Genomic DNA, 10449 nt, shown 5'->3' on the forward strand with positions numbered 1-10449 from the left:
GCAAAACCTTTGTCACCACGCGTCGGGGAGAAATCCTCCGGCTGGATATAACGTCTTCGACGTATCAGGTTATTTTGGCGACCTATGAAATGCTGATCGAAGGGCTACAACCATTGCAGCCTATTTTTCGCCCCTGAAATCCTGCAATGCCTTTGCCGCCTGGGGGAATTCGGACCCAGAACCGATCTGGTTGGTAGGTTGGTTAGTTGGTCACTAACCAAAAATCGCCAAACCCTATGGTTTCCGGGCTTTTCAGGGCTTGACTTGGCGGAGGGAGTGGGATTCGAACCCACGGTGGACTTGCGCCCACGCCGGTTTTCAAGACCGGTGCCTTAAACCGCTCGGCCATCCCTCCAAGTAGTTACAAACGCTGCGCTTTTTTTGATTCTGCGTCCAGTCGAGAAATGCCGGCTGCTGCGCACTTTGCAACTATTTGCCTTTTCGATCGCTGCTTATAGCCGCCTGCAACGCGACGTCAACTTGCTCCGCTACGTCGGCCTGCATTCCCGGCATCACATGGGAATAAACGTCCAGCGTGATTTTGATGTTCGAATACCCTAGGCGCTCACAGCACGCGCCGCGAAACAGAGACCAACATTGCAACCAATCCACTGTTGGTCTGTTGTCTCCGCAGCGTTGGAGATGTCCCCTCAACTCCTAGCGAAAGTCCGCTGCCCGAGGCAACGGGCTTTCTTGTTTTTGGAACCCGAGCCTCCCGTCCTTGTTTCTGGAGAGAACTAAAGGAGCCGCATATGGAACCGAAGTCATCACGCGACGTGCCAGGTCCAAAGCCCCGCAAGGACAAAGACAGGGACACCCGAGAGGCTGTCGTCAAAACGCCCGAGAAGACGAACAATTGGGATCATGATGCCGTGCACGGAGATGGCGATACAATCGACATGCGGCCTGAGCTGGGCGTGGAGTCGAAATAGCCGACCCCGCCGCCCATCGTTGACCTATGCTGGCCTCGAACAGGCCCGCTACCGTTCCTCACACCTTGAAACCTCTATGCCGCTTCTCACGTGTTAAGAGATAGCTTGGGTTTCCAACGCTCCGGCTATGTCCCTTGATTCATCCTGGAGACTTCCGGCGGGCTTTTTTGCATCTGGTGGCGGGAAGGCGGCCGGCGCAGCTCGGTGCAGACCAAAGCGCGGTCGTTGTGGGCCTATGGCTCGGTATCGTCCGATGTGCCGGTGTTCAGGCTAACTGCCGATCGAAGGCTGGGGTTCAAGGAGCGCTGCAAACAAAGATGTTTTTTAGGGAAGCCGGAGAACCGTTTCGCTCTATTTGCAACAACTGCAGTAACAGTTGATTCAACCATTGCTGGTATCTTCAGGCTAGTATGGTGGCGGCTCCGACAGTGCGGCGGGGGCTGTGTTGCCGGAGCCGCCTGCGCAGTCCGGATGGGACTGGACCGCGCTGTCTCAGAATAGGACAGCGCGGTCAACGATCCGTTAATTTTTGCGATCTCGCAGGCCAGGCGGGCATCAGCCGCTATCCCTTAGCTTCTCGACCGTGACGACGATTGATACCGCCAGCGCTTCGGCCTTATCCAGAGGGCTTGGTTGCTAGTTAGGATCGCCTGCCCTCGATCCTCCGTGGGATCCGCCGCCGGCGTTGTCAGAGTGGCCTCGCTCGAACAGGAACTGAGTATGGACCTGACCGGGAGGGCCGCCTTGAGGATGACCGGGAGGGCCGGCGTGGGGGTGGTTCTTGTCCCCCCCTCCGTTGCCAGGACGTGATCCGCCTGATTTGGCAATCGCCTTGGAATTCAAGCTGGTGCCGAGCAGGAGAGTTACAGCCGGCGGCGTAACCGCAGCGAAACGCCCCGCCTTCTTAAGAAAGTCCCGGCGCGCTTGAGATTCCGATACAAGGCCCTGGTCGAGTTTCGAGCCGTTCGTGTTCTGGGTCGACATTTATAAAGCCTCCAATTCAACACTACCGTACCATTCGCGGCATCGGCCGCCAGCAAGCTAATGGGCTTAGATGGGTGTATGAAAGAAGTAGAATTCTTAGAAGAGGATTCCGCCCGCCGGTGCCGTGCATGAAGGAAGTTGGTTTTTTCTACTTTTTAGCCATAGCTAACGGAACAAAAACGTTCAAAATCTATTGAATTGGCAGTTGCGTAAGCGTTGCGTTGTTGACTTCTGGATTGAGCCTACATTCGGTAGGCCGTCGTTACCCGCCCTCGGGAGAAGCCTCCCGAGGGCGGCGACTGAACAGCCCCTTCCTGATGAGAACTACCAAATGCATACGCAGAAACGCGGCGCTCCGCGCTCGCGGGCGCGATCACTGTTGTTCCTGGCCTTGGAGCGGCTTTCCGACGCCGGCAACTTGCCGACGAAGCGGAGATCAACCGCCTGATCGCTTCCTGCAAGCAGGCTCCGCAAAGGCATACCTCTCCCTAGCCAACGACAGGACGGGCAGTGTCACAATCTTGCCCAGTTCCAGCCACAATCGGTTAATACCGTGATAAACAATTCCTGCGCACAAAGGATCGGGGTCCGAGACGTCGTTGGCATTGTCGAGTGAATGCTTGGCTCCTCTGATGGTCGAATGCGACGTCGTTGGTTGAGACTTTAGGGGACAATCAAGAATGCAGGCTGTGACGCACCCGCGTCTTCGTCGCGTTGCCACGGTTGCGTTGCTTGCAGCGTCTGCTGCATTTCTTGCCGCTTGCGCGTCGCAGCCTGAGCCGAAAGGCATGGTCTACAAGAAGACCCGCTCCAAGGAATATTTCGCCGAGACCGAATATGGCGTGAAGGCCAGTCCGCGCGCTGCCTTCATGCGGCGCGGCGGCGGCCGCGACCAGCTCGGCAAGCCCTATCAGGTGCGCGGCAAGTGGTATTATCCCAAAGAAGACAAGAAGTACGCCAAGGTGGGTCTGGCCTCGTGGTATGGCGACGCCTTCCATGGCCGGCTGACCGCCAACGGCGAAGTCTACGACACGGCGCATCTGACGGCGGCGCATCCGACCATGCCGCTGCCCAGCTATGCCCGCGTCACCAACCTCGAAACCGGCAGTTCGGTGATCGTGCGCGTCAATGACCGCGGCCCATACCATGAGGGCCGCATCATCGACGTCTCTGAGCGAGCCGCGCAGATGCTGGACTACGACAAGGTCGGCACCGCGAAGGTGAAGGTCGAATATGTCGGCCGCGCGCCGCTCGACGGCAACGACGACCAGTACCTGATGGCCTCTTACCATCCAGGCAACCGCATACCGGATCCGTCGGATGGCCTGCCGACCGGCGTCATGGTGGCCATGAACGGGCCTTCGCCGAGCCTTCCGGTCGGCGCGGCCGCAGTGCCGTTTCCAGGTCAGCTGACCGATGCCGCAACCCCGGTGCAGGGGCAGATGTCCGCGCAGTCGGCGGCCTTCGGCGATCTGGCGCTGCCCGATTTCGGACCGATCGTGCCGGAACGGCCGGAGATCAGCCTGCCGCCGCAATCGCCGTTCGCCATGGCCTCGCTGTCCTATGCGAATGAACGCGTCCATCACGCAGATGTCTTTGCCGCTCTGGATGACAGCGGCATGTCGCCCGCCGACATCCTGCGGTCGTGGAAAAAGAACGGCCGCCAAGCGGCGCCGTCCAGCCCAGATTATGTCGCCGCCGGCACGTTCGACGATGCTAGCGAAGCCAAACGCGTGGCCTCGGCACTAAAGCCCTTCGGCAGAATAGAAATCCAGCGCTCCGATCTCGACGGCAATGACTGGTATGCGGTCAACCTCTATCCGGACGGCCACGGCGACCTGGACGAGTTGCTGAAGGCGGCATGGTCGCACGGTGCACCCGATGCGCTGGTCGTGCGCGACTGATCCAACAGCCGGCTTTCCGCCCGGCTGTTGATCCCTCAGCGAAAAAGCCCGATAGTTTCGGCACGCCGGAGGGGCCGGCCAACGGGTCGAATTTCATGCAGTTTCGCTTGCTACAGCCTTTTGCCGGGTTCTTTCTCCTCGGCCTCCTGCTCACGCTTTCGCCGGCCCAAGCGCAGCTTTTCGAGACCAAGGCCGCACAGGCCTTCATGATCGATGCCGACACCGGCACGGTGCTGTTTTCGAAAGATGCAGACAAACCCATTCCGCCGGCCTCGATGGCCAAGCTGATGACGATGGAGGTGGTTTTCAACGCCCTCAAGTCCGGGCGCCTCAAACTCGACGATACGTTCGTGGTCAGCGAGAACGCCTGGCGCAAAGGCGGCGCTCCGTCGGGAACCTCGACGATGTTCGCCAAGCTCAAATCGGCGATCCGGATCGAGGACCTGATCCAGGGAGTGACCGTGCAGGCCGCGAATGACGGCTGCATCGTTATCGCCGAAGGCATGGCCGGATCCGAGGACAATTTTGCCGCAGAGATGACCGAACGCGCGCGCCAGATCGGCCTCAAGACATCGACTTTCGTCAATTCGACCGGCCTGCCGGCCGATGGCCAGCAGACAAGCGTGCGCGAGCTGGCGCAGCTTGCCCTGCATCTGTGGCGCGAATACCCGGATTTCTATCGCTACTATGGCCTGAAGGATTTCACCTGGAACAAGATCTCGCAGAGGAACCGCAACCCGTTGCTGGCGATGGACATGGGCGCTGACGGCCTGGCTGTCGGTGCAAGCGAGACATCCGGCTTCGGCATCGTCGCTTCGGTCAGCCACGGCGGCACGCGGGTGATCGCGGCAATGAGCGGGCTGGCCAATGACAAGGAGCGCGCCGAAGAAGCGCGCAAACTGCTCGATTGGGGCGTTCGTTCGTTCGCGAAGACCGAGATCTTCGCCAAGGACGAGGTGGTCGGGGAGGCCCAGGTTTTTGGCGGTGCCAAATCCGGCGTGACGCTGAAGGCAAAAGGTCCGATCGACATTTTCCTGCCGATCACCAACCGCGACAAGCTGACGGCCAGGATCATCTACTTCGGGCCGGTCGCCGCACCGGTGGAGGAGGGGCAACCGGTAGGCGCACTGCGGGTCTGGATCGGCGACACGCTGAGCCAGGAGACACCGTTGTTCGCGGCCGAGTCGATCGGCGTCGGCACGTTGCCGCAACGCGCGCTCGACGCCGTCAAAGAACTGGCGGTCGGCTGGCTTCGATAGTGCCGACGGCATGGACGTTTTCCCTGTCGCGGACTATCTAAAGCGCAACAACCCACTCAAACAGGAATAAAGGCCCCTCGGTTGGCGCGCGGATTTTTCATCACCTTCGAAGGCGGCGAAGGCGCAGGCAAGTCGACACAGATCGAGCGGCTGGCCACAAAGATGCGCGCCAAGAAGTATGATGTCCTGCGCACGCGTGAACCGGGCGGCTCGCCGGGCGCCGAAGCGGTCCGGCATGTGCTGCTTTCGGGTGCCGCCGAACCGTTCGGGCCGAAGATGGAAGCGCTGCTCTTCGCTGCCGCGCGTTCCGACCATGTCGAGCAGGTCATCCGGCCGGCGGTCGAGCGCGGCTCCATCGTGCTTTGTGACCGCTTCCTGGATTCCTCGCGCGTCTATCAGGGCGTTACAGGCGGGATCGACCCGGCATTCATGGCGATGCTGGAACAGGTCGCCATCAACGGCATGATGCCCGACATGACGCTGATCTTCGATATCGACCCGGCCGAGGGCTTGAAGCGCGCGACAGTGCGGCGTGGCAGCGATGCCGTCGCCGACCGCTTCGAAAAGGAGACGCTGGCTATCCACCAGGCCCGCCGCGAAGCGTTCCTGGCGATCGCAGCGGCAGAGCCGGAACGCTGCATCGTCGTCGATGCCTCCGCCGATCCGGACACGGTGGAGGATGTCGTCACGGCGACCGTGTTCGCGGCACTGGAGGCAAGGGCGCCCGAGCGCAACAGGCAGGTCGCACCGGTATGATCTTCGAACGCATCGCGCCGGAACAGCATGACACGCTGGACGGCGTGCCGGAACCTTCCGAAACGCCACGTCTGGTCGGGCACGGGCAGGCTGCCACCATGCTTGCCGCCGCCTATCGCGCGGGAAAGCTGCCGCACGCGCTGATCTTCGCTGGACCGGTCGGGATCGGCAAGGCGACGCTCGCCTTCCATCTTGCCCACCACCTTTTAAAGCATCCAGCCTTCGAGCAGGCGCCCGGCAACCTTGCGGTTCCCGATCCGGCCTCGCCGCTGTTTCGCCAGATCGCCACCGGTGCGCATCCGGGGGTGCTGCATCTGACCCGTCCCTTGAACGACAAGACCAAGAGCTTCAAAACCGTCGTCACCGTCGACGAAATTCGCAAGGTCAGCCGCTTCCTGTCGCTGACTTCGCATGACGGCAGCTACCGGGTGGTGATCGTCGACCCGGCCGACGACATGAATGCCAATGCGGCCAATGCCCTGCTGAAGAATCTCGAGGAACCACCGGCACGGACCCTGTTCATTCTCATCGTCCATGCGCCGGGCAGTCTGCTGCCGACGATCCGTTCGCGCTGCCAGGTGGTGCGGCTGACACCGCTCGACGCCAATGAACTGATGGCGGTGCTGGAGACAGCGGAGCCGCCACCACCGGACGATCCGGTCGGGAGGGCCGCACTGGTCGAGCGGGCAGGGGGGAGCGCCCGCAGCGCAATCCTGTTGACGCAGTATGGCGGGCTGGAGATCGCGCAGACGCTCGATGGCCTGGTGGCGACGGGAAAGAGCGATATTGCCGGTGCCTACCGCCTGGCCGAGGCCGTCGCGGGCAAAGACCAGGCGATCCAGTTCGACATCTTCAACCGCCGGGCGCTGGACCTTCTGTCGGACGCGGCAAGCCAGGCGGCGCGGGCTGGCGATCTCAAGCGGGCCAAAACGCTCTCCGATACTTGGCACGAGGCCTTGGACGCTATATCTGAAACGGACACCTACAATCTCGACAAGAAGCAGCACGCCCTGACCATGATCGACCGCCTGAATTCTGCAATGCGAATGTGACGGCCTTTTTGGTGCATGCCGTTGGCCCCCCAAACAGGAGCCACTTTTGGGCGGCATGCATTGGTCTCGGGATGGCAATCGCCATTCCGATGCGATATCCACCGCCACGGCTTCCATTCAGACATTCATGACGGTTCATTCATGTCACGCGACACATTCTACATCACCACCGCCATTTCCTATCCGAACGGCAAGCCACATATCGGCCATGCCTATGAGCTGATCGCCACCGACGCGCTTGCCCGTTTTCAGCGGCTCGATGGCAAGCAGGTCTTCTTCCTCACCGGCACCGACGAGCACGGCATCAAGATGCTGCAGACGGCAAAGAAGGAAGGCATTTCGGCGCGCGACCTAGCCGATCGCAACTCGGCCGAATTCCAGCGCATGGCATCCGCGCTCAACGCCTCGAACGACGATTTCATCCGCACCACCGAGGAGCGGCATTACGCGGCTTCGCAGGCGATCTGGAAGGCGATGGCCGCCAATGGTGACGTCTACAAGGGCGGCTACGCCGGCTGGTATTCGGTGCGCGACGAAGCCTACTACGGCGAGGAAGAGACCGAGGTCCGTCCCGACAATATTCGCTACGGGCCACAGGGAACGCCGGTCGAATGGGTCGAGGAAGAGAGCTATTTCTTTCGGTTGTCGGCCTATCAGGACAAGCTCGTCGCACTTTATGAAAACCAACCCGACTTCATCGGTCCGGCCGAGCGCCGCAACGAGGTGATGAGCTTCGTCAAGTCGGGACTGAAGGACCTGTCGATCTCGCGCACCACATTCGACTGGGGCGTGCCGGTACCTGGCGATGAAAAGCACGTCATGTACGTCTGGGTCGACGCGCTGACCAACTACATTACCGGCGTCGGATATCCCGATGAAAAGGCTGACAATTGGCGGTTTTGGCCGGCTGATGCACACATCATCGGTAAGGACATTGTACGCTTCCACGCGGTTTATTGGCCCGCTTTCCTGATGTCGGCCGGCATCCCGCTGCCGAAGCGTGTCTTTGGCCACGGCTTCCTGTTCAACCGCGGCGAGAAGATGTCGAAATCGGTCGGCAACGTCATCGACCCGTTCACCATGATCGAGCATTACGGCCTCGACCAGGTGCGGTACTTCTTCCTGCGCGAGGTGCCGTTCGGGCAGGACGGCAGCTACGGCCATGAAGCGATCGTCAACCGTACCAATGCGGATCTGGCCAATGGTCTCGGCAATCTGGCGCAGCGCTCGCTGTCGATGATCGCCAAGAACTGCGGCGGCGTGGTGCCGAAGCGCGGCGATCTGGCGGAATCCGACAAGGTGATCCTGGATCAGGCGGTCGACGCTCTCGCCACCGCGCGCAAGGCAATGGCCGAACAGGGCATCCATCTGGCACTGGCGGCGATCTTCGGCGTGGTCGCGGAAGCCGATCGGTATTTCGCCGGTCAGGAACCTTGGGCGCTCAAGAAAACCAATCCGGAACGCATGGAAACGGTGCTGTGGACGACGGCCGAAGTGGTCCGGCGCGTGGCCGTTCTATGCCAGCCCTTCATTCCGGGCTCGGCCGGCAAGCTGCTCGACCTGCTGGCGGTGCCGGCGGACAATCGCGATTTCGTGCATGTCCACGCCGACCATGCGCTTGTGTCCGGCACGGCGCTGCCTGCGCCAGAGGGCGTGTTTCCGCGCTATGTCGAACAGACGGACGCGAACGCCTGATGCTCGTCGACAGCCATTGTCATCTGGACTTTCCGGACTTCGCCGAGGAGCGGGCGGCCATTGTCGCCCGAGCCAAGGCTGCCGGTATCGGCCGCATGGTGACGATCTCCACACGCGTGAAGCGGTTTCAGCAAGTCGTTGAGATCGCAGAGACTTTCGACGAAGTCTATTGCTCGGTCGGCACCCATCCGCACAATGCCGCCGAGGAACTCGACGTCACCACCGCCGACCTCGTCCGCCTCTCCGCTCATCCGAAGGTGGTGGCGATCGGTGAAGCGGGGCTCGATTTCTTCTACGACAAGGCACCACGCGATGCGCAGGCGCAGGGCTTTCGCGCCCATATCGCCGCCGCCCGCGAGACCGGGCTGCCTCTCGTCATCCATTCGCGCGATGCCGACGACGACATGGCCGCCATTCTCGAGGACGAAACAGGGAAGGGCGCCTTCCCGTTCATCCTGCATTGTTTTTCGTCGGGACGGCGCCTCGCCGAGGTCGGCGTATCATTAGGCGGCTATGTGTCGTTCTCGGGCATCCTGACTTTCAAGAACTCGGTCGAATTGCGCGCCATCGCCGCCGATGTGCCGCACGACCGGCTGCTGGTCGAAACCGATGCTCCATATCTGGCGCCGGTGCCGTTTCGCGGCAAGCGCAACGAGCCGGCCTATGTCGCGCAAACCGCCAAGGTGCTGGCCGAGACGATCGGCGTCAGCGAGGCTGAAATCGCAGCGTTGACCACCGACAATTTCTTTCGGCTGTTTGGAAAAATGCCACGCCCGGGCCAGCGGGCGCCCGGGGCATGAGCGACCGGCTGCGCCTCACCATTCTGGGCTGCGGGTCGTCGCCAGGCACGCCGCGCATCATTGGCGACTGGGGCAATTGCGACCCCACCAATCCCAGGAACCGGCGCATGCGCACGGCCGCGCTTGTGGAGCGCATTGCCGCCAATGGCGGCCGCACCACGGTCGTCATCGACACCGGTCCGGATTTCCGGGAGCAGATGCTGATGGCTTCAGTCAGGCGTATCCATGGTGTGCTCTACACGCACCCGCATGCCGACCACATCCACGGCATCGACGATTTGCGCGGCTATGTGCAGGAGCAGGGGCACCGCATCGACATCCATGCCGACGAGCCAACCATGCTACGACTGCGCCAGGCGTTCGGCTATTGCTTCGAGACGCCGCCAGGCAGTTCCTATCCGCCGATCGTCGACGCCCACATCATCGATCATTCCAGGCCGGTTGTGATCGAAGGAGAGGGGGGTGCCCTCACCTTCGAGCCGCTGCCCCAGATCCATGGCGACATCATTTCGCTGGGTTTCCGTATTGGCGGGCTCGCCTACTGTCCCGATATCAGCGACTTTCCCAAGACCACCACAGAGCGGCTGCGAGGCCTCGACATGCTGGTCATCGATGCGCTGCAGTACAACACGCATCCAAGCCATCTTTCGCTTGGCCAGGCGCTGGACTGGATCGAGGCGCTTTCGCCTTGCAACGCCGTGCTGACGCACATGCACGTGCCGCTCGACTACACCGCCGTGATGACTGAGACGCCCGACAATGTCGAACCGGCCTACGATGGCATGGTGATCGAAATCCCTTACGAGTCAGAACGATAGGGACAGCGGCTCAGTCGGCTTTCAACCCACCGTTCGAATGTTCGATCATGAGTTCGAGGTCGTGAGGTGCCGGCGTGGTGCTGTTCACGATGTTGCTCGTCAATGGTCGAAACCGCAGCAATTCCCGGGCTGCGCCCCATGCGCTAGTTCCATAATCTATCTTATGCGACTCTGCGAGTATTGCCGCAAAATAGAAATGTCTTGATTCCGCAAAGTAGGAATGTCGCCCTGCTCGTCTATGAGCGAGGG

General features: G+C 61.2%; 9 protein-coding genes and 1 tRNA gene. 7 read left to right on the forward strand and 3 right to left on the reverse strand.

Annotated elements, in window-relative coordinates:
- Positions 1-265: 265 nt before the first annotated feature.
- Together O7A60_RS14885 and O7A60_RS31950 are read right to left on the reverse strand one after the other, a co-directional pair.
- Positions 266-355, reverse strand: a tRNA-Ser gene (locus O7A60_RS14885).
- A 1213-nt stretch (positions 356-1568) separates the two neighbouring features.
- Positions 1569-1916 (reverse strand): hypothetical protein, encoded by a 348-nt coding sequence (locus O7A60_RS31950; RefSeq protein ID WP_084636492.1) that lies wholly within the window; start codon positions 1914-1916, stop codon positions 1569-1571.
- 680 nt (positions 1917-2596) lie between these two features.
- Between O7A60_RS31950 and O7A60_RS14890 the strand changes: the two genes are divergently transcribed.
- The 7 genes from O7A60_RS14890 to O7A60_RS14920 all read left to right on the forward strand — a co-directional run bounded on the left by O7A60_RS14890 (position 2597) and on the right by O7A60_RS14920 (position 10200).
- Positions 2597-3820: a septal ring lytic transglycosylase RlpA family protein gene (locus tag O7A60_RS14890; protein ID WP_337106940.1), complete on the forward strand. Its 1224-nt coding sequence runs from the start codon at positions 2597-2599 to the stop codon at positions 3818-3820.
- A gap of 95 nt (positions 3821-3915) precedes the next feature.
- Positions 3916-5079 (forward strand): D-alanyl-D-alanine carboxypeptidase family protein, encoded by a 1164-nt coding sequence (locus tag O7A60_RS14895; protein ID WP_337106941.1) that lies wholly within the window; start codon positions 3916-3918, stop codon positions 5077-5079.
- Positions 5080-5160: 81 nt separating this feature from the next.
- A complete protein-coding gene (tmk, locus tag O7A60_RS14900; RefSeq protein ID WP_337106942.1) occupies positions 5161-5835 on the forward strand; it encodes a dTMP kinase in 675 nt (224 codons plus the stop codon).
- Complete coding sequence (locus O7A60_RS14905) at positions 5832-6887, forward strand: DNA polymerase III subunit delta' (RefSeq protein WP_337106943.1); 1056 nt, start codon at positions 5832-5834, stop codon at positions 6885-6887. The genes tmk and O7A60_RS14905 overlap by 4 nt, the downstream gene beginning before the upstream one ends.
- A 141-nt stretch (positions 6888-7028) precedes the next feature.
- Positions 7029-8582: a methionine--tRNA ligase gene (gene metG / locus O7A60_RS14910; protein ID WP_337106944.1), complete on the forward strand. Its 1554-nt coding sequence runs from the start codon at positions 7029-7031 to the stop codon at positions 8580-8582.
- Positions 8582-9382 (forward strand): TatD family hydrolase, encoded by an 801-nt coding sequence (locus O7A60_RS14915; RefSeq protein WP_337106945.1) that lies wholly within the window; start codon positions 8582-8584, stop codon positions 9380-9382. Before metG ends, O7A60_RS14915 begins: the two co-directional genes overlap by 1 nt.
- The gene (locus O7A60_RS14920; RefSeq protein WP_337106946.1) at positions 9379-10200 is read left to right on the forward strand and encodes an MBL fold metallo-hydrolase; all 822 of its coding nucleotides are present in this window, start codon (positions 9379-9381) and stop codon (positions 10198-10200) included. The genes O7A60_RS14915 and O7A60_RS14920 overlap by 4 nt, the downstream gene beginning before the upstream one ends.
- A gap of 10 nt (positions 10201-10210) precedes the next feature.
- Here O7A60_RS14920 and O7A60_RS14925 read toward each other — a convergent pair.
- On the reverse strand, positions 10211-10449 hold a 239-nt coding region (locus O7A60_RS14925), incomplete at its 5' end, for a hypothetical protein (RefSeq protein WP_337106947.1).

The organism is Mesorhizobium salmacidum (SeqCode) (assembly GCF_037179605.1).
GTDB lineage: Bacteria > Pseudomonadota > Alphaproteobacteria > Rhizobiales > Rhizobiaceae > Mesorhizobium > Mesorhizobium salmacidum.